At 33.2% G+C, this 19,846-nt stretch carries 24 protein-coding genes; 18 read left to right on the forward strand and 6 right to left on the reverse strand.

The window, feature by feature from the left end:
- Positions 1-7: 7 nt before the first annotated feature.
- The 15 genes from RM51_RS17400 to RM51_RS17475 all read left to right on the forward strand — a co-directional run bounded on the left by RM51_RS17400 (position 8) and on the right by RM51_RS17475 (position 10,732).
- Positions 8-448 (forward strand): SRPBCC family protein, encoded by a 441-nt coding sequence (locus tag RM51_RS17400; RefSeq protein ID WP_039372599.1) that lies wholly within the window; start codon positions 8-10, stop codon positions 446-448.
- A 24-nt stretch (positions 449-472) separates the two neighbouring features.
- On the forward strand, positions 473-997 hold the full coding sequence (locus RM51_RS17405) for a DinB family protein (protein ID WP_039372601.1): 525 nt from the start codon (positions 473-475) through the stop codon (positions 995-997).
- Positions 998-999: 2 nt separating this feature from the next.
- The gene (locus RM51_RS17410; protein WP_039372604.1) at positions 1,000-1,773 is read left to right on the forward strand and encodes an alpha/beta fold hydrolase; all 774 of its coding nucleotides are present in this window, start codon (positions 1,000-1,002) and stop codon (positions 1,771-1,773) included.
- 292 nt (positions 1,774-2,065) lie between these two features.
- The gene (locus RM51_RS17415) at positions 2,066-2,497 is read left to right on the forward strand and encodes a VOC family protein (RefSeq protein WP_039372606.1); all 432 of its coding nucleotides are present in this window, start codon (positions 2,066-2,068) and stop codon (positions 2,495-2,497) included.
- Positions 2,498-2,575: 78 nt separating this feature from the next.
- Entirely contained in the window at positions 2,576-2,989 is a 414-nt protein-coding gene (locus RM51_RS17420; RefSeq protein ID WP_039372608.1) for an SRPBCC family protein, read from the forward strand.
- Between the two features lie 35 nt (positions 2,990-3,024).
- On the forward strand, positions 3,025-3,264 hold the full coding sequence (locus RM51_RS17425; RefSeq protein ID WP_117590357.1) for a helix-hairpin-helix domain-containing protein: 240 nt from the start codon (positions 3,025-3,027) through the stop codon (positions 3,262-3,264).
- Positions 3,265-3,351: 87 nt separating this feature from the next.
- Positions 3,352-4,218: a VOC family protein gene (locus RM51_RS17430; RefSeq protein ID WP_039372614.1), complete on the forward strand. Its 867-nt coding sequence runs from the start codon at positions 3,352-3,354 to the stop codon at positions 4,216-4,218.
- A 102-nt stretch (positions 4,219-4,320) separates the two neighbouring features.
- A complete protein-coding gene (locus tag RM51_RS17435) occupies positions 4,321-4,749 on the forward strand; it encodes an SRPBCC domain-containing protein (RefSeq protein ID WP_039372617.1) in 429 nt (142 codons plus the stop codon).
- Positions 4,750-4,780: 31 nt separating this feature from the next.
- The gene (locus RM51_RS17440) at positions 4,781-5,224 is read left to right on the forward strand and encodes an SRPBCC family protein (RefSeq protein WP_039372618.1); all 444 of its coding nucleotides are present in this window, start codon (positions 4,781-4,783) and stop codon (positions 5,222-5,224) included.
- Positions 5,225-5,258: 34 nt separating this feature from the next.
- Complete coding sequence (locus tag RM51_RS17445; protein WP_039372620.1) at positions 5,259-5,717, forward strand: DoxX family protein; 459 nt, start codon at positions 5,259-5,261, stop codon at positions 5,715-5,717.
- Positions 5,718-5,894: 177 nt separating this feature from the next.
- Entirely contained in the window at positions 5,895-7,898 is a 2,004-nt protein-coding gene (locus tag RM51_RS17450) for a S9 family peptidase (RefSeq protein ID WP_039372623.1), read from the forward strand.
- A gap of 353 nt (positions 7,899-8,251) precedes the next feature.
- A complete protein-coding gene (locus tag RM51_RS17455) occupies positions 8,252-8,830 on the forward strand; it encodes an RNA polymerase sigma factor (protein WP_039372626.1) in 579 nt (192 codons plus the stop codon).
- 14 nt (positions 8,831-8,844) lie between these two features.
- Positions 8,845-9,186 carry a hypothetical protein gene (locus RM51_RS17460; protein ID WP_039372628.1) on the forward strand — a complete coding sequence of 114 codons (342 nt, stop codon included), beginning with the start codon at positions 8,845-8,847 and terminating at the stop codon, positions 9,184-9,186.
- Positions 9,187-9,271: 85 nt separating this feature from the next.
- Entirely contained in the window at positions 9,272-9,544 is a 273-nt protein-coding gene (locus tag RM51_RS17465) for a hypothetical protein (protein WP_039372631.1), read from the forward strand.
- Between the two features lie 537 nt (positions 9,545-10,081).
- Positions 10,082-10,732: a J domain-containing protein gene (locus RM51_RS17475; RefSeq protein ID WP_039372635.1), complete on the forward strand. Its 651-nt coding sequence runs from the start codon at positions 10,082-10,084 to the stop codon at positions 10,730-10,732.
- Here RM51_RS17475 and RM51_RS19560 read toward each other — a convergent pair.
- Positions 10,729-10,884 (reverse strand): hypothetical protein, encoded by a 156-nt coding sequence (locus RM51_RS19560; protein WP_165585020.1) that lies wholly within the window; start codon positions 10,882-10,884, stop codon positions 10,729-10,731. The two genes, RM51_RS17475 and RM51_RS19560, sit on opposite strands and share 4 nt — an antisense overlap.
- A 393-nt stretch (positions 10,885-11,277) precedes the next feature.
- Between RM51_RS19560 and gcvP the strand changes: the two genes are divergently transcribed.
- Complete coding sequence (gene gcvP / locus RM51_RS17480) at positions 11,278-14,136, forward strand: aminomethyl-transferring glycine dehydrogenase (protein ID WP_039372637.1); 2,859 nt, start codon at positions 11,278-11,280, stop codon at positions 14,134-14,136.
- Between the two features lie 126 nt (positions 14,137-14,262).
- On the opposite strand, the gene RM51_RS17485 is transcribed toward gcvP, so the two are convergent.
- The 5 genes from RM51_RS17485 to RM51_RS17505 form a co-directional block, all read right to left on the reverse strand.
- Positions 14,263-14,520: a hypothetical protein gene (locus RM51_RS17485; protein WP_039372638.1), complete on the reverse strand. Its 258-nt coding sequence runs from the start codon at positions 14,518-14,520 to the stop codon at positions 14,263-14,265.
- Between the two features lie 53 nt (positions 14,521-14,573).
- Complete coding sequence (locus RM51_RS17490; RefSeq protein WP_039372640.1) at positions 14,574-14,954, reverse strand: hypothetical protein; 381 nt, start codon at positions 14,952-14,954, stop codon at positions 14,574-14,576.
- The gene (locus RM51_RS17495; RefSeq protein ID WP_039372642.1) at positions 14,938-15,657 is read right to left on the reverse strand and encodes an AAA family ATPase; all 720 of its coding nucleotides are present in this window, start codon (positions 15,655-15,657) and stop codon (positions 14,938-14,940) included. Before RM51_RS17495 ends, RM51_RS17490 begins: the two co-directional genes overlap by 17 nt.
- 769 nt (positions 15,658-16,426) lie before the next feature.
- On the reverse strand, positions 16,427-17,395 hold the full coding sequence (locus tag RM51_RS17500; protein ID WP_039372643.1) for a hypothetical protein: 969 nt from the start codon (positions 17,393-17,395) through the stop codon (positions 16,427-16,429).
- Positions 17,396-17,397: 2 nt separating this feature from the next.
- Positions 17,398-17,826, reverse strand: coding sequence for a hypothetical protein (locus RM51_RS17505; RefSeq protein WP_039372645.1), 429 nt, complete (start codon positions 17,824-17,826; stop codon positions 17,398-17,400).
- A gap of 194 nt (positions 17,827-18,020) precedes the next feature.
- Between RM51_RS17505 and RM51_RS17510 the strand changes: the two genes are divergently transcribed.
- Positions 18,021-19,091, forward strand: coding sequence for a sensor histidine kinase (locus RM51_RS17510; protein WP_039372647.1), 1,071 nt, complete (start codon positions 18,021-18,023; stop codon positions 19,089-19,091).
- A complete protein-coding gene (locus RM51_RS17515; protein WP_039372649.1) occupies positions 19,088-19,810 on the forward strand; it encodes a LytR/AlgR family response regulator transcription factor in 723 nt (240 codons plus the stop codon). Before RM51_RS17510 ends, RM51_RS17515 begins: the two co-directional genes overlap by 4 nt.
- Positions 19,811-19,846 lie beyond the last annotated feature (36 nt).

The following is a 19,846-nucleotide window of genomic DNA, read 5'->3' on the forward strand; positions in this document are numbered from 1 at the left end:
ACTCATTATGGAAAACTCTTTTTCAATTCTACATGATCTAAAAGTCGGGGCAACCATAGAAAATACTTTTAGAATGGTTTCCGTTCCCGAATTTTTAAATGAATGGTGGACGCATTATTCCCAAGGAAAACCGGAGCTAGGTTCAGAGTATGTTTTTGAATTTTCAGAAGAATATAAGTGGAAAGGAAAAGTTACAAAACTTAATCCACCTTTTGAAATTGAATATCTCATGACTGAGGCAGACCAAGACTGGACAGGAACAAGAGTCGGGTTTATTTTAAAAGAAACTCAAAACGGAACCAAATTAAGTTTTTACCACAACGATTGGAAATTGACAAATGAGCATTTTAAGCAAACCTCTTTCTGTTGGGCGATGTACTTACGAATTCTAAGAAAATTTGTGGAAGAAGGTTTTCATATTCCTTATTCGGAAAGAGATAATTTTTAAAACAATTAATAAAAATCAAACAAAATGGACACACCAATATCAAAAAAATTAGAGATCATAATTCCTGCTTATCGAGGACACAGTCAGACTTTTTTGTTGGTTCTTGACGGAATTTCAGAAGAAGACGCTTTAAAAAGAATAGAAGGAAGAACCAATCACATCATTTGGATGGTTGGGAATTTTCTGGATATGCGTTATGGATTAGGATTTGTTCTCGGGTTTACCGAAGAATTTAAATATAAAGACTTTTTCTTTCAGGGGAAGGCTTTAGATGAAAGCTTCACGTATCCTACTTTACAGGAATTGAAAGAAGAATTTCATAAAATTTCCCCTTTAGTCTATCAAAGATTACTGGAGGCAACAGACGAAGAACTAGATAAAGCTTTTCCTATGGGAATGAATATTGACTTCTTTCCGGAAACGGTCTTGAATTTTGTAGGAATGTGCATTGGCCGTGAAGATTATCTGTGCGGACAAATCGGATTGATGCGAAGAATTCTGGGCTACGAAGGAATGAAGTACGATTTTGATAAAGACTTAAAATATTAAGAATGAATCTTCGAGAAAAAGGATATAAGGAGGTGAATGGAATCAAAATGTATTACGAAATATATGGTTCCGGAAAACCTTTGGTGTTGATTCACGGAGGAGGTTCTTCATTTCTGTTCGATTACAAAGAAATCGTTTCTAGACTAGAAAATCAATTTCAGTTAATAGGAATTGATCTGCAAAATCATGGAATGACCGAACATCGCGATATTCCAGAGACTTTTGAACAGGATGCACATGATGTTGCAGCTCTTCTGAAGGAAATTAATATCGAAAAAGCTTTGTTTTGGGGCTTCAGTAATGGGGGAAGCACGGTAATGCAAATCGCTCATCTTTATCCTGAAATGGTAGAAAAACTAGTTGTAGCTTCTGCACTTTTTAAAAGAAGCGGAATGATAGAAGGTTTTTTTGAAAGTATGATGGATGCAACTTTGGATTCAATGCCTGAACCTTTGAAAATTAATTTTTTGAGCTTAAATCCGGACTTTTCTGCCCTTGAAAATATGTTTGAAAAAGACAGCGGAAGAATGAAAGCTTTTGAAGACTGGAACGAAGATATTTTGAAAGGCATAAAATCTCCTACTTTGTTTATTTCAGGAGACAAAGATGTAATAAAACCTGAACATGTTGTAGAAATGTGGCGTTTAGTGAAAAGTTCTCAATTGATGATTCTTCCTGCGACTCACGGTTCTTATATGATGGCAGATTTTGAGGGCAATGTTGACGTAAAATTAATTGACTTTACAGTAAGTGAAGTTGAGAAATTTTTGAATTAAAGAAAATAATTATCTGTTTCAGTACTCAATGATAATACTGTCATTCTGAGTGAAACGGAGTGGAGCGAAGAATCTCACGATTCAAAATAGATTCTTCCTTCTTCAGAATGACAAATGAATTGTATATGAAAATCTCAGCACTTCGCTGAGTGAAACGCCTTTGCGAACAAAAAAATATTTTCAAAAATTTAAAGAAAACCTTTGCGCTCTTTGCGTTAAAAACAAAACATCAGAGTAAAGTAATCTGTTTACTTTGCTCACAATAACTAAAAAACTTAAAAAAATAGAAATCATGGCTAAATTAAATCCTTACTTAAATTTTGATGGAAAAGCAGAAGAAGCTTTCAACTTTTACAAATCCGTTTTCGGAGGTGAATTTTTAGGTGAAATTCACAAAATGGGAAATGCTCCGGGAACTGAAAATCTATCAGATGAGGAAAAAAACAGGGTGATGCACATTGCACTTCCAATTGGAGGAGATTTGTTAATGGCTTCGGATATTGTTCCAAGTTTCGGACAGAACCTGAATGTTGGAAATAACAATTACGTTTCAATTTTCCCGGAATCAAGAGAAGAAGCTGACAGACTTTTCAAAGGTCTTTCTGAAGGCGGAAATGTAGAAATGCCGATTGAAGATCAGTTTTGGGGAGACTATTTTGGTAGCTTCCAAGACAAATATGGTGTTCATTGGATGGTAAACTATAATGAAGAGTACACGAAATAATCTTATCTTTAAAACTAAATTATATAAAAGGGTAACTGACTGTAGTTGCCCTTTTCTACCACCACAAAAATATTAAATATGGAACCTATTAAAATTGACATCACTATTTTGGCCCCTGTACAAAAGGTTTGGGATTATTATAACGGTCCGAAGCACATCACAAAATGGAATTTTGCCCATGAATCTTGGCAATGCCCAAAATCTGAAAACGATCTAAAAGTGGGCGGAAAATTCAAGAACAGAATGGAAGCAAAAGACGGAAGCTTTGGGTTTGATTTTGAAGGCGTTTATGATGAAGTGATTCCTAATGAAAAAATAAAATATCATATGGAAGACGGAAGAAATGTAGAAGTGGTTTTTGATACAATTGATGAAAATACGACGAATGTTAAAATAAACTTCGATCCGGAAAAACAAAACTCTGTTGAGATGCAAAGAGACGGTTGGTATGCCATCCTGAATAACTTCCATAAGTACGTAGAAAATCATTAAAAACCTTTTGAACCATCATGATAAACTTAATAATAATGGCGAAGTGTTTGACCTCTATTTGCGTTGTTAATCATGTTGTAGAAAATGATTTTTTGAGAGGAGTTATTGCAATGCCTGCGAGAAGAGCCTTAGGAAAGGAGAAGATAGACTCTTTGGAAAAGCTTTCCGATTATTCTGAAAAAGAAATTATGCAGATGCATGGTTTCGGGAAAAATACAATGGAAAAGCTGAAGAACTATATGAAAGAAAATAATGTTTCTTTTAAAGAAAATTAGAAAATCAATAATATTGTTTAGTATTGAAAAGAAGTAAAGTCTTAACTGCTTCCTTTTAACTAAACGATAAAAAATAAATTTAAAATTATGAATAACGATATTTTTCCGTGTCTTTGGTATGACGGAGAAGCAAAAGAGTCTGCAGATTTTTATTGTACAGTTTTTGACGGAAAAATTACAGCAGATACGCCTGTTGTAATGAATATTGAGCTTTTCGGTCAAAAACTAATGCTTTTAAATGGCGGACCTCATTTTACAAAAAATGCTTCCGTTTCCTTTATGGTCATTTGCGATACAGAAGCTGAAGTTCAAAAATATTGGGATCAGTTACTAGATGGCGGAATGGCTTTAATGCCTTTAGACTCTTATTCTTGGAGTAAAAAATACGGATGGGTTAAAGATAAATACGGAGTGAGTTGGCAGATTTTTCTGGGAGAAAAAGCAAGCGAACAGAAAATTATTCCAACCTTGATGTTCATTCATGAAAACAATGGAAAAGCGATGAAAGCCATGCAATTATACACCAGTATTTTCCCTAACTCTAAAATAGGTAATATTTTAAAATATGGAGAAGGAAGTGAAGGACATCCAATCCCTGAACCGGCTGAAAATATTCAGCACGCACACTTTGAAATTAATGGCTACGATTTCTTCTGCATGGATAATTCTTACGATCATCCATTTGATTTTAACGAAGGAATTTCAATGGTGGTAATGACCGATGATCAGGAGCAAACAGATAAGTATTGGGACTCTCTGACTTCTAATGGAGGAAGAGAAAGCATGTGTGGCTGGCTGAAAGACCCATTTGGTTTTAGCTGGCAGATTGTTCCCAAAAAACTCATTCAGCTGATGAGCGATCCGGATCAGGCAAAAGCTCAAAAGGTGGTACAGGCAATGATGAAAATGCAGAAAATCAGTATTGCAGAGTTAGAAAATGCCTATAATTCTTAAAGATAATTTATTTTCATTTTTCGGCGTGTTGTTTGATGTGATGTAGGGAAGATTTTGTTTGCGAAAAGTGATTTTAAATTAATCTAAAAAATATTTGAAGTAATGGAAAAACTAGTTTTTGAAATACAAATAAATGCATCTCCGGAAAAAGTATGGAGTGTACTTTGGGATGATATTTCGTATAGACAGTGGACAACAGCTTTTACGGAAGGTTCCTTTTATCAGGGAACATTAGAAGAGGGGAATACAATAAAATTCTTAGATCCTAATAATAACGGAATGTTTAGCAGGGTAGAAAAAAGCATTCCCGGAAAAGAAATTAAATTTTTACACCTTGGAGAAATTTATAGCGGAGTAGAAGCTCCTCAGGATTGGGGAGAAGCAACGGAAGCATATATCTTGGAAGAAAATGATGAAGGTACAAAACTGAAAAGTGAAATTCAGACACCGGCCGAGTTCAAAGGATTTTTTGAAGAAAAATTTCCAAAGGCATTGGGAATTGTAAAAAATCTCTCTGAAAATCAGCTTTGAAAAATATAAAATCATCGCTAAAATTAACATTATGGAAACTTTATCTTACGAAAAAATAATCGATGCTCCGAAAGAGAAAATCTGGGATATTCTTTGGGGAGCTGAAACGTATGGTGAATGGACAAAATTCTTTGCTCCCGGATGTATCATGAAGACAGATTGGAAAGTAGGAGGGAAAACCTATTTTTTTAGTGCAGAAGGAGCGGGAATGGTTTCAACGATTGACAGTATTGAAAAACCTGATCAGATCATTTTTAAACATTTAGGAATGGTGGATAAAGAAGGTAATGAGGATATTCATAGTAAAGAAGTAATGGAATGGAGTGGTTGTTTTGAGAAATATATTCTGATCGATTTTGATGGGAAAACGAAACTTCATACAGAAGTTCAGGTAGAAAAAGAATGGCAAGAACATATGAACACAGGCTTTACAAAAGGATTAGAAGTGGTAAAAAACCTTGCTGAAAATAACTAAAAAGACTCTTGTAATTGATGAGAAAATATAAAGTATGAAATTATTAGGAATCCTTTTCGTAACTTTTATTCTGGCTTTGTTGGGAACTAAAATTTTTCAGGGAAGCTGGAATTTTTTATTTTCCGGAAATTTGGGAATGGCTGTTTTTATCATATTCACAGGACTTTCTCATTTTAAATTTCAGAAAGGAATGGCAATGATGATTCCTGAATTTATTCCTGCTAAAATGTTTTGGGTATATTTTACCGGAATTATTGAAATTGCAGCCGGAATTGGATTAATGATTCCTTCCATTCGTGAAACTACAGCCATTTTGCTGATTATATTTTATGTGTTGGTTTTTGTGGTCAATATCAATTCCTCAAAGAAAAAGATCAATATTTTCAAAGCCGATTACACCGGTCCCGGAATGAATTATTTATATAAAGAAAGAATTCCGATGCAGCTCATTTTAATTGCTTGGACCTGGTATTTTGGAATTTACCTCACTTAATTTTAAAATCAATTTAAAATAATATATAACCCGGAAATTAACTTTCGGGTTTTTATATTGAAGTTTTTTCACAAATATTTGAAAAATAATGTAACTTTTTGGGGAGTTTAAGTGTCTTATTATTAAATGTTTATTTTATATGAAATGAATATCACAAACCTAATTAAAATATAAGTTATGAACCTCAATCACAAAATCCTAACCACCGCTCACATTGTAATATCTACGATTATGATCCATGCACAAAGCTCGACGGCAAAATTACCGGGCGATCCTACTTTGGTATCTTCCAAAGCTACTTTAGAAAAACTGATTTCTTACGATAAAGGAAACTTTAAATATAAAGTTGAAGATTATTTTGCAAGACCTAAAGCTTCACAGTTTAAAATTTCTCCGGACGGACAATACCTTTCTTACAAAGAGAAAGATAAAGACATGAAAAACCATGTGTATGTAAAAGACTTAAAATCCGGAAAAATCACAAAAGCCCTTGTTGAAAAAGAAGATCTTATAAGAAGTTATGGCTGGCTCAATAAAAGTCGTCTTTTTTATACCCAGGACAAAGGCGGAAATGAAAATATTCATTTGTATGCGGCAGATATCGATGGGAAAAACCTTAAAGATTTAACACCTTTTGAAGGAATTACTTTAGGAACCATAAGGTTAATTAAAGATACTGATTATGTTGTTGTGACAATGAATAAGAACAATAAGCAGATTTTTGAACCTTATAAAATCAATTTCAAGACGGGAGAAATGACGCAGCTGTATGAAAATAAAGATGCTAAAAGTCCTATTGATGACTATATTTTCGATAAAGACGGAAATTTGAGAGGATATACTGTGCTTGAAAACGGTTTGACCACAAAAACATATTATAAAGACTTACAGACCGGAAAGTTTAATCTTTTAAAATCAACCGACTGGAAAGATACGTTCAGTGTGATTGGTTTTAATTATAATTCTAAAAATAAAGATGAGGCTTACATTGTAACCAATTTAGACAGTGATAAAGCAAGAATCGTTTTGTATGATCTGAAGAAGAATGCAATCATCAAAGAAGTCTATTCAAATCCGACATTTGATGTAAGTTCAATAAGTACCGCTGAAAAAAATAGAAATTACGAACTGGACTATATTAATTATAACGGAATTAAAGACGAGGTGATTCCTGTAAGTACATTTTACAAAGAAGTATATGCAAAACTGAAATCAGAATTTGGAGATAAACAATATTACGTTGTTTCCTCAGATGATAATGAAAATAAACTTCTGGTTGTCGTAAGCAGCGATAAATTGTACGGGAAATACTACGAGTACGATACCAAATCAAAAAGCCTAAAACTACTTTTCGATCTAATGCCACAGCTGAAAGAAGAAGATATGGCAGAAATGAGACCGATTGAATTTAAAAGCCGTGATGGTTTGACGATTCATGGGTATATTACACTCCCAAAAGCAGCTCTGGACGGTAAAAAAGTTCCGTTAATTGTAAACCCTCATGGTGGTCCGCAAGGAATTAGAGACAATTGGGGATTCAATCCTGAAACACAATTGTTTGCAAGCAGAGGATACGCAACATTACAGGTAAACTTCAGAATTTCTGGAGGATACGGGAAAGAATTCCAGACTTCAGGATACAAACAGATCGGAAGAAAAGCAATGGATGATGTAGAAGACGGAGTAAAATATGCTATTCAGCAAGGTTGGGTAGATAAAGATAAAGTGGCTATTTATGGAGGAAGCCATGGAGGTTATGCTACTTTGATGGGCTTAATTAAAACTCCTGATTTATATTCTTGTGGGGTTGATTATGTAGGAGTTTCCAACATCTTTACCTTCTTCGACTCATTCCCTGAATACTGGAAACCTTACAAAGAAATGGTAAAACAGATCTGGTATGATCTTGATAATCCTGAAGAAGCAAAAATTGCCAAAGAAGTTTCTCCGGTTTTCCAGATCGATAAAATTAAAAAACCATTATTTGTGGTTCAGGGAGCGAATGATCCAAGAGTGAATATCAACGAATCTGACCAAATTGTAAAAGGATTGAGAAGCAAAGGCTTTGAAGTTCCGTATATGGTAAAATATGATGAAGGACACGGATTTGGAAAAGAACAGAACAGACTAGATTTTTATAAATCGATGCTTGGTTTCTTCGCTGAGAATCTGAAAAAGTAAAACCGATATTTTTATAATTAATGAACGGAAGGTAATTTTTTACTTTCCGTTTTTGTTTTTTGAATCGTTTAAATCAATTTTAAATTTAACCACAAAAGATACAAAAAGCTATTTACAAATATATTAATGAGATAATAAAAGCTCTCAAAAGAATAAAATCAGAATTTTTAAAGGCTTATTTGTTCTTTTTTTAGTCTAAAGATAAACTTTAAAGATTTTACCTAAATCTTTTGTGACTTTTGTGGTTAAATTAAGAAGCTTACAAAATCCCATTAATAAAAGAAAAATTGAAAATTCCAAAAAATATTTTAAATTTATTAAAGTAAAACAAAAATTTCAATCGTCATAGCAATATGGAGGTTGTCGAAAAAGTAACAATGCCACAGAAGGAGAAGGAAAATATCATCTCGCAAACCGTTTCAAAGTACGGAGGAAAGCTGATGTCGTACATTCGCCCGAAAGTGAAAAATACGGAAGATGCAGAAGATATTCTGCAGGAGGTGTGGTATCAGTTCAGTAGTCTCACCAATTTGTCTGAGATTGTGAATGTGGGTGGTTGGCTGTACAGAGTTACGGCTAATAAAATCACGGATAAATACCGTAAAAAGAAAACCGAAAACTTAGAGGATTTCGTCTACGAAGATGAAGACGGAGATTTTTCCATCAAAGATATTTTACTGATGGACGAAAGCGCAGGACCGGAAGTAAAAATGTTTCAGGATGAAATCTGGAAAAAGCTGTTTGAAGCATTAGAAGAATTACCCGAAAAGCAAAGGTTAGTCTACGTAGAAAACGAACTCAACGACAAAACACTCCAGGAAATTGCCGATGAGCATGGCGAAAACATAAAAACAATTATCAGTCGTAAAAACTATGCTGTAAAGCATCTGAGAAACAGATTGAGAAAATTATACGAAGATTTAAATAGTTAGTAAAAAGAAAGATTATGAATCATAAACATAAAAAAGGGTGGATTTTTTTAATACTATGTCCCCCGTTGATTTTTTTAGGAGTTACATGGATTGTCATGGCACTTTGGAATTGCCTTCTTCCTGATATTTTAGGAGTGAAATCGATAACATATTGGCAGGCAATGGGAATATTGATTTTAAGTAAAATACTTTTCGGAGGTTTCCATTTCGGAAAAGGAATGAAAGACTTTAAAGAAAGAAAAATGAGAGAGAAAATGATGTATTTGTCCCTTGAAGAAAGAGAAAAATTCAAAGAAGTATGGAGAAGTAAATGCGAAGGGGGATTCTTTAACAGAAACAACAGAACAAACGAATAATTAAATTTTAGAAGTAGTAAAGTAAAATTAAAGATTCATTCGTCTATATAAAAAACAAAGTAGTAAAATTTAAAATTTTGAAAAAATGAAAAATTCAGTATTAAAAGGAGCTTTGGGAGCATTAGCAGTTGCCGGAGTTGCCATCATCGCAAAAAAAGCGATCCAAAGAAAAAGATTTGTAAAAGGTATTTTTGAAGAATACGGAATCAAAGAAAAATCTCCTTTCGGATTGGCAGATAAAATCAGAGAAATGAATGAGGAGCAATATCAGGAATTAAAAGGGAAATTCAAGAAAGAATTTGCTTCAAGATGCCACCATAGAGGTTTTGAAAGAAAAGAAAACATTGCGGAAGCATAAATAGAAAGTAACTAAATGAAATTGTTAGTTCCGGCGCGGGAAGCGAAGCTTCCCGCGCCGGAACTTTTTTTATACGTCATTGCGAACAAAGCGAAGCAATCTCAAAACATTCCCAAACATTTATTTAAAACTTTTACCTGCCGTATTCTGACTTGCCATTCATTTCCCTCCATTGGAGGGGTGGCGAAAATTCAAAGAATTTTTGACGGGGTGGTTTTAAATCGTATTAAATGATTTTGTCTTTGTTAGCATTGCAGCTATTAAACTACCCCGTCTTTTTGCTTCGCAAAAATCCACCCCTTCAAAGAAGGGGAATTTTTTAAGCGTTTTATAGAAACTATATACTTAGCTGAGTGAAACGCCTTTGCGATCAAAAAATATCCCCAATCATCTCAAAGAAAAACCTTTGAGGACTTTGCATTAAAATACGCGTTAAAAGAATAGATTCTCTACTTCCCAAATGACAAAAAATAGAATTAAAAACAGATGGGTTCCCTTTGCCCGCAATAACAAAAATCCTTATTTTTGTAGAGTTCAATGAAAGATTACTACTATTTTCTCGGGATTTCTCACGATGCTTCAGAAGAGGACATCAAAAAAGCTTATAGAAAATTATCCTTAAAATACCATCCTGATAAAAATGAGAACGATGATTTCTTTGCCGACCGTTTTCGTGAAATTCAGGAAGCTTATGAGACGTTGAGCGACAAAAGCAGAAGATATTCTTATGATCAGAATTTAGAAAGCCATCAGAAGAGTTTTAGATATAATGTTCCGCCTTCGATTAAAACTTTTACAGCCAATAAAATTCATGCGAAAAAAGGAGAAGAGATTATTATCAATTGGCAAACACAAAATGCCGATGTGGTAAAAGTCTTGCCTTTTGGACTGGAAAAACCTTACGGGGAAAGAGTTTTTAAAATAACCGAATTTAAAGACGGGAAATTCCAAATTTTACTTCATGCAACGAATTCGCTGTTGCATAAAACGGCAGTTCAAGGAATTACGATTACTGAAGTTTTTGAAAATAATACAGAAAAATTCAAAGATAAAGCGGAAGAATTATTCAAGTCACAACCGAGAACCGTCGTAAATCCGCATGGGCAACCAAAAATTATTAAAATAATCGCTGGGATTGTATTATTGGTTTTGGCAATTTATTTCTTAGTAAAAAGCTTTAGCAATTAAGCCATTTTTTTCCTTCCCGGACACTTTTTACATCTTTTTCCTTTTTTGAATTTCTTGCAGCAAGATTTCTTATCGCCACAATACATTTCTTCAGGAGTCATAGAAAAAGCAGGAGTCAAAGGTGCAACTTTGAAAGGGACAATCATATTCATGTTGCAAATATATTAATTTAGAATAAATACAGATAATAAAATTTGTTAAAATATTATTGTATTGATTTATAATTGCTTAAATGTTTTTAAAGAGGGTTTTTGAATGAAAAAAATGAAAAACAATCTCCTAAAATCTAAAGTGGAGGGTAAAAATGAAATTTTCAAGTAAAATCTCTTCTTTTTACAGGAATCTGAAGTTTTTAAAATTAATGTTAATTTAATATTAATACATATTTTAACTGTTTTTATGATTTTAACAATAATGAAATAGTGCTAATATTGAATAAGATAGATTAATTATTCAAATCGTTTGCGTTTTCAACTTACTTGTGCAATTTTCTAAAAATTCGTAATTTTACCCATCTTTTTTACAAACAAAATCTAATATAAAAAATGAATACAGAACAGTTTGTGAGCCGTCACATTTCCTTGAATGAAGCCGATAAACAGGCTATGTTGGAAAAAGTTGGCGTTTCAAGTATCGAAGAGTTAATTTCTCAAACCATCCCTTCTTCTATCCGTTTAGAAAAAGATCTTGAAATCTCAGAACCGCTTTCAGAATACGAAATGCTGATTCACTCAAAAGAATTGGCTTCGAAAAATACTGATTATACAAGCTACATTGGTTTTGGATATCACAATACATTGTTGCCATCAGCAATTCAGAGAAATATTTTTGAGAATCCAAGTTGGTATACAGCGTATACTCCTTATCAGGCGGAAATCGCACAAGGAAGATTGGAGGCTCTTCTTAATTTCCAGACTGTTGTGTGTGATCTTACAGGTTTTGCTTTGGCAAATGCTTCATTATTAGATGAATCTACGGCTGCAGCAGAAGCTATGCATATGTTCTTTAATAACAGAACAAAAGATCAGAAGAAAACAGGAGCAAACAAATTCTTTGTTTCTGACCTTGTTTTACCACAAACCATTTCAGTTTTAAAAACAAAGGCTGAAGGATTGGATATCGAAATCGTAGAAGGCGATCACAAAACTCATGAGTTTGATGGTTCTTACTATGGTGTTTTATTACAATATCCGGGTAAAAACGGTATCGTTTTAGACTATACAGAAAACATCGTTGAATATAAGAAATTAGATCTTCAGGTGGTTGTAGCTTGTGATCCTATGGCTTTGGTTAAATTGAAGTCTCCGGCTTCAATGGGTGCTGATTGTGCTGTTGGAACAAGTCAGAGATTTGGTATTCCATTAGGGTATGGAGGTCCTCACGCAGCATTTTTCTCTTGTAAAGAAGAATATAAAAGAGATATTCCGGGAAGAATCATCGGAGTTTCTCAGGATATGTACGGAAGACGTGCATTAAGAATGGCGCTACAAACCAGAGAACAACATATTAAGAGAGAAAGAGCAACTTCAAACATTTGTACTGCTCAGGTTTTATTGGCTGTAATGGCTGGAATGTATGCGGTTTATCACGGTCCGAAAGGATTAAATTATATTGCCGATCAGATTCACTTTAAAGCAAATGCTTTGAAAGGAGGTTTGAAAGCTTTAGGGTATGAAATCGTTGAAGAGCCGATCTTTGATACGGTAAAAATCACGATGAATGAAGATGAGAAAGGAAGATTGATGAGAATGATGCTTGATCATAGATTGAACTTAAACTACTTCACAGAAGGAGTGGTGAGTATCGCAATCAATGAGAGTACAACATTGGAGAAATTAAATGTTCTGATGGCTTCTTTCGCTCAATTTAAAGATAAGCAGACTTTCAAATTAGAAATTAAAGAAGGATACAGTATTCCTGAAGAGAATTTAAGAAAAGACGAAATTCTTACAGAAGAAGTATTCAATAAATATCATACGGAAACAGAATTGATGCGTTACATCAAGCGTCTGGAAAGAAAAGATTTATCATTGACACATTCAATGATTTCTTTGGGTTCTTGTACGATGAAATTGAACGCAGCAACTGAAATGCTACCACTTTCTTGGGAAAACTGGGGAGCAGTTCACCCTTTTGTACCGGTAAATCAAGCTGGAGGATATCAGGAAATGATTCGTGAGTTAGAGAAAGATTTAGCTGAAATCACTGGTTTCGCAGGAACTTCTCTTCAGCCAAACTCTGGAGCTCAGGGAGAATATGCGGGATTAATGGTAATCAGAGAATATCATATCTCAAGAGGTGAAGGTCACAGAAATGTAGTATTGATTCCTCAGTCTGCACACGGAACAAATCCGGCTTCTGCAGCAATGGCAGGTATGAAGATCGTTGTTGTTAAAAACCTTGAAAACGGAGAAATTGATTTCGAAGATTTAAAAGCTAAAACAGAACAGCATTCAGAAAACCTTTCTTGTGTAATGATCACGTATCCGTCAACTTACGGATTCTTTGATGCGAACATTATCGAAATTACAAACTTAATCCACCAACATGGCGGACAAGTATATATGGATGGTGCCAACATGAACGCTCAGGTAGGATATACAAGTCCTGGAAACATCGGAGCAGACGTTTGTCACTTGAATCTTCACAAAACTTTCGCTATTCCTCACGGAGGTGGAGGTCCTGGAGTTGGTCCAATCTGTGTAGCTAAACATTTGGTTCCTTTCTTGCCTTCAAACGCAAACATCAGAATTGGAGCTAAAGAAGCTATCGACGGTATTTCTGCTGCACCTTACGGTTCTGGATTGATCCTGAATATTTCTTATGCTTACATCAAAATGTTAGGAACTTCAGGATTGAAAAAAGCAACTGAACATGCGATCTTAAATGCTAATTATCTGAAAGAAATTTTAGCTGAGCATTTCCCGATTTTATATTCAAACGAAAACGGAAAAGTAGCTCACGAATGTATCGTAGATTTCAGACAGTTCAAGTCGTTAGGAATTGAAGTTGCTGATGTTGCAAAGAGATTGATGGACTACGGATTCCACGCTCCAACAGTTTCTTTCCCGGTTGCAGGAACATTGATGATTGAACCGACTGAATCTGAAAGCAAAGCAGAAATCGATCGTTTTGCAGAAGCTCTAATTGCCATTAAACAAGAAATTGAAGAGATTGCAAACGGAGAAGCAGATGCTGCAAATAACGTGTTGAAAAACGCTCCTCACACAGAGCAAGTGGTAATCTCTGATTCTTGGGATAAACCATATAGCAGAGAAAAAGCAGCTTATCCACTAGAGTGGGTAAGAGATCACAAATTCTTTGCTTCTGTTTCAAGAGTTGATGAAGCTTACGGAGATAGAAACTTAGTTTGTACTTGTGAGCCAATTGAAGCTTATATGTAATTAAAAGTTTTTTATATATAAAAAATCCCTCTCAGTAATGAGAGGGATTTTTTTTATGTCATTGCGAGGAGCGAAGCGACGAAGCAATCTCTTTATTTATATACTAAAGCTCAAGTGAGAGGTGGTTTATTCAGTTTTTTTTCTCAGTTCTTTATATCTTATAAAGAATAGCAAAATAGCAATGAAAATTAGAAAAGTTCCAATGATATAAGATGCTTCTGGATTATCTTCATGAGCAACTTCTTTAGAAAAAAATATAGCAATTCCCGGAATGAGCAAAAATATACCCAAACCTATTTTGGTTTCAATATGAGTTCCCAAAATTCCTGCAATTCCCATTAAAAATTCTGAGCCTAGTTTTCTTAAAAGCTTATTCGTTTTCATAAATAATTTATCAGGATTAAATTTTGAATCATTTAAATATAGATAATTTGCTTTTAATCAATTAAAATTTCAGAATTAAAAACGTCTTTTCTGTTTGCTAAAATAGAATCAAAACTGATTTTTTGGAATGTATTGTTTCTATTATAAAATTCGAATTTATAGTTATAAATTTCTATTATTTTTTCTTTAGTTTCAGGATCCCTCTTCTGAATATATTGTTCACAAAGACAAATTGCTAATTTTCTTAATGCGGATTCGTATTCCCATTGATTAGGGGTGTTGTGACCTTGATAAAGTTTCCTTTCTTTTTCCTCATCGTGAACAGGATAAATGGCTTTACAGTTTTTGAAACTCACTTCTCCTTTGTATTTTTTAGAACACGAGGTTAGGCTAATAAATAGTAATAAAGAATATATTTTATAGCTGTATTTCATGCTTTCCTTCCAGTTTTTCAATCAAATTTCCCTTCACCACGGTAAAAGTATAATCCTTCGTTTCCGCAAAAGAAATATTGTATTTTCTATCAATTTTTCTCAAATCTTCCGGGAATTTTGATAATAAAGTATCATAAAACTGGTCCAGAAACTGATCAGAAGGCATTTGATAATTGATCTTCAACTGAAAACGTCTGATTAAAGCAGTATCAATGATTTCAGGATGGTTGGTAGCGCACAATAAAAGTGCATTCTCGGGATAATAATCGATCAACTGGATCAAAGTATTCACCAGTCGTCTCATCTCGCCTACATCTTTGTCATCGCTGCCTCTCGCTTTTCCAATTTGATCAAGTTCGTCAAGAAAAAGGACAGATCTTTCACGTGAGGCTTTATCAAAGATCATTTTGATATTCTGTGAGGTTTCTCCAATTCTGGAAGAAACGATATTACTTAGATTAAGGATAATAATACTCTTACCTAATGCATTTGCAATCGCTTTTGCAGTCATGGTTTTTCCACAACCGGAACTTCCCTCCAGAAGTACTTTATTATTTACAGGAAGTCCATATTCCTGCAATTCTTTGGAATAGGTATTTTCTTTTATGAGCTGTACAATTTGTTCCTTATTGTGGGAATCAAGGAAAACGTCATCCAGGGTTACTTCTTCTTTATCTTGAATAATAAGGTTGTACAGGTTCATTGTATAAGATTTATGCAAAGATAAAGGTTTATAAAACAAAAAAGCCGAACGTGAAGTTCGACCCTATCGGCTATTATAAAAATTAAAATTTGTTGCGTTGAATTTTTCTTACATTATGTTTTTTTTGCCCTTTTACTCCAATTGAGTAAAAGAGCGAACAATCTGTGTCAGATTGAAAACATATAACAATACAATTAGTAAATCTACTCTATAAGATATTTATTCTTATAAAGGATTTAATTAATTCCCTTCTTTTCTAGCAGTCATGAAGTAAGATGAGAATACTATTAGACATGTTGCAATTCCGATGTAAGTTACCATTTGTTTTATTTTTAATTATTTGACTTTTTATTATCAATTTTACATTTGCAATATTACGGCAATTATATGGGAATCTAAATTAAATTATAATGATGTTTATCAGTATTTTACGTTAATTGTGAGGTTGTTTTGAGCTTTTTTATATTCGTTTTGTGATATGTTTTTTCTGTTTTTTACATTGTTTTTAATTAAATTATTCTCAAAAAAATGTGAAATTATTAATGTTTCTATATTTGTTATTTAGAGATTCGCAATGTTAACAGTTGGTAATATTATGCAGCGGCTAGTAATTTTTATCACTTGATGATGAATTTATTTTGGTATTTCAGTTTCAAAAAATGAAAGGAGAGTGAGATTGTAAGAAAATGAAAAAAGTCTACCGAAATGGGTAGACTCAAGATTAAATATCAACAAGTTATGCTATGAAATAGGAAACTGTTTTATTTTATTATTTGGTTCTGGGCTTTCCAAAAGGATTATAAGAGACACCGATATTGAAATAGAATGAAGGTTTGTATTTGGCTTCAAAAATATAATCTTTAAAAGATTCCTGCTTTTCGAAAACCCTTGCATTGGGAGTTGCTCTGATTCCTGTTTTTAAAGTACCGATGAAATTTCCGCCTAAATTATGTTCATAAATAGCTCCTGAATTAATTTCCACCTGTCTGTATTCATAGGTTTTTCCTGATAAGTAGTGGTAAAAAGAAGTATTATCCATCTCAGTTCCAAAAGAAACTCTTCCATTGGAAAACATATTTTTTCTGATCAGGACTTTTTTAGGTAAAAGAATATCTGCTATCCAACCGTTGTCAAATTTATGCTCATAAGTAAAAATAGGAAGAGCCGGAACTTGTGAGCTAGGATCGATGAAAGCAGCAATTCCTACTGTCATTTTTGTTTTCTGATTAGCTTTTAAAATTAGAGCTCCTGTTACAACCCCACGAATTCTTTCAAAATGCTGATCACTTCCGTCAACAGAAACGGAAGCGGAGTATACGGCGATTTTATTAAAGAGCTTAGAATAATAGCTTGCATTAATTCCTTCCGAATGATAATGAAAATCTTTATTAGTAGGATAATTTGAAATAGAGTTTTCCATATTCATCGAAGTATAGCGGTAGTTTAAGGAAGTACTTAATAACCAGCTTTTACTTTTAATAAAATAGATATTGGCATTTGCTTTTACCTGGTAAAATTCTTTCATTTTATTTTCCGGTAAATCGTTTCCCTGTAACGCAGAAGAAAATTTATAAGGTGTAGTCTGAGTAAATTCAAGATTAAAATCTCTTGTTTGCGGAAATTTGTCAGCTACAAACGCTCTTACTTTTAAGGGAATACTGTCTCTCTTTTGAGCATATACTACGTGTTTTAAAGGAAGAATAGTAAATGGCAGAATTGCTTTTCTGAGTATTTTCATAATTATTTAAGTTCTTTAATGGTAGATTGGAAGAAATTGAAAAGGAAAATTTTATCGTAAAAAATTTCAATACAGTTTTCAATAATGAACCTGAAATATTTTTCAGAATGAGCAATTGCATCTTCCTCTACAAATACAAACCACATTTCTTTGAGCTGATTCTGTCTTTTAAAAGCTTCGAAAAGATTAAAATCTAATGAAATAGGGTGTTTGATATCATAAAATAAAATTCCTTTTTTTATTCCATGCTCTTCTATAATATTGACAGGATGATTGATGTATTCAAGGATTGTAAAGTTAGAATGGTAGCAATCAATAAAGTGATGCAGATCAATAAGCTGAATTACCTTTTCCTCTTGTTCACAATCGGTCATATAAAAACATTCTACTGCAATTTGCTCGGTCAGTTCCTGGAAAGTGGTCAGTTCCATAATTTGAAAATTTTACAGAGCAAAGGAATGGAGAATGGGTTTTGGAAACTTATTTTTTATACAAGTTCCCCGTTATTTTATACGAAATCCCGAACTTTAAAATTTGTATAATAAAATAGAGGTTTGGTATAATATTTTAAGTGAAATTGACGTTATTACCTATTTTTGTTAAGTTATTAAGCCCGAAATAAAACATGAAATATTCTTCTCAGAATTTTAAAGAAACCCTTGTCATGGATTTTCTGCTTGAAGATCGATTTAGATTTTTGAGACATTTTTTGTTTCTGATTTTCTTTTTTCTGCTGATCTACAATGCAAGATTTTGGAATTGGTATTCGGAAGATTCTAAGTATTATATCTTGTTTTTTGTATATAGTATACTGATTGGGATGGTCTATATTAATATATATGTATTAGTTCCTTTATTTTTCTTCAAAACCCGTTATGTAACCTATTTTATTTTATTGGTTGCCCTTGGTGTTGTTGCTTTAAATGGCATTGGATATTGTTTCGACCGGTTTTTTTCAGAATATCGTGTGATTAATTTACCTCGTGAGAAAGGAGGAATTTATGAAGGAGTTTTAATGTGTATTCCTATTATTTTGACCACAACAACGGTTAAACTTTTACAGAAATGGATTAAAGACAGTCAACGAATCACAGAGCTTAATGATCTTACATTAAGAATGGAGTTGAATGAACTGAGAAACCAGATCAATCCTCATTTCCTGTTTAATATGCTGAACAACGTTAAAGCGTTGATAAGAACAGATCCGGAAAAAGCAACTACTGTCATTATGAAGCTTTCGGAATTTTTGCGGTATCAGTTGTATGAAAATGATGAAGAAAAAACATTGCTCACTTCAGAAATTGATTTTCTTTCTAATTTTATTAATCTTGAGAAAATAAGAAGAGAAGATTTGTCTGTAGATATTCATGTGGCAATTGATAAACGTACCGTGAACAGTATTTTTATTCCTCCAAACCTCTTTACAACATTCGTGGAAAATGCGGTAAAACATAGTGTAAGTATTAATGGAAAAGAAAATTATATTAACATTGATATAAAAATGGAAGATAACAGACTGTATTTTACCTGTATCAATTCTAAAAGCTCAGACTTTTCTGCTTTTAATAATAAGTACGGAGGTTTAGGCTTGGCCAATATTAAACGGAGATTAGAATTATTATATCAGAATACCCACGAACTAGATATTATTTCGACAGATAAAGAATATATTGTAACCTTAATCGTTCCCCTATGAATTGTATAATTGTTGATGACGAACCTTTAGCAAGAGCAGAAATGAAATCTTTGATTCAGGAAGTTTCACAGTTGGAAATTTCGGGAAGCTTTTCAAATGCTCCTGCTGCAATGGAGTTTTTAAAAACTTCAAATACGGATTTGATTTTTCTTGATATTGAAATGCCAATGATTTCAGGGTTAGAATTTGCGGCAATGCTTCCTGAAAATACATTAGTTATTTTCACAACCGCTTATTCACAATACGCTTTGAAAAGTTATGAATTGGATGCGGTAGATTATCTGTTAAAACCTATCGATAAGCATCGGCTTGAAAAATCAATTGAAAAAGCTGTTCTTTACAAGGAATTGCTATCATCTAAAACGGTAAAAAATACAATAGAATCGAATACGGCTGATTTTTTATTCATAAAGGCAGATAGGAAATACTATAAAATATACTTTTCAGATATTCGGTTTATAGAAGGGCTGAAAGATTATGTGGTTATTCATACCCAGACTCAAAAGCTGATTACAGCGATGAATTTAAAAACAATTCATCAAAAAGTTCCGACAGATATTTTCCTTCGGGTGAGCAAATCTTTTGTTGTCAATATTGATTATATTGATTCGTTTGATAATCATAACATTTATATCGGAGAGTCGGAAGTCCCTTTGGGGGAAGTCTACAGATCAGATTTTTTTAGAAAATATTCAGGCGGAAGCTTCAGTTTAGACTAGATTTTTGATGTACTTTTTTGAAAAAAACAAAATACT

It is taken from the genome of Chryseobacterium taiwanense, assembly GCF_000813825.1.
GTDB lineage: Bacteria > Bacteroidota > Bacteroidia > Flavobacteriales > Weeksellaceae > Chryseobacterium > Chryseobacterium taiwanense.